Origin of the sequence: Micromonospora sp. DT4, from assembly GCF_049841675.1 — a bacterium.
Lineage (GTDB): Bacteria > Actinomycetota > Actinomycetes > Mycobacteriales > Micromonosporaceae > Micromonospora.
This window is the reverse complement of sequence record NZ_JBNCKT010000537.1, coordinates 1-217: the sequence shown is the minus strand read 5'-3', so window position 1 is coordinate 217 and position 217 is coordinate 1. Positions and strand designations below refer to the sequence as shown.

Below are 217 nucleotides of genomic sequence, written 5' to 3'. Positions count from 1 at the left end.
GACGAGTACGGGGTGGCCCATGAGGGCACACGTGTGCGTCATCCATTCGATGGGATCGCTTCGGTCGCGCCGCCGGACGTTATCGAGCAGCCGCCGGTGGAGGCCGTCGCGGCGTCGGCGGATACGGTCGTTGAGGCGGCGTCGGCGGATACGGTCGTTGAGGCGGTGGGTGCGCCGAGTTGGTCGGTGCGGTTGCTCGGCGGGGTCAGGGTCGAGC

The 217-nt window shown here is 70.0% G+C and carries 1 protein-coding gene; it reads left to right on the top strand.

The features are described from left to right. Positions 1–12: 12 nt before the first annotated feature. Positions 13–217: hypothetical protein (locus tag ACLQ24_RS30790; protein WP_425895222.1), on the top strand; the 205-nt coding region annotated here is incomplete at its 3' end.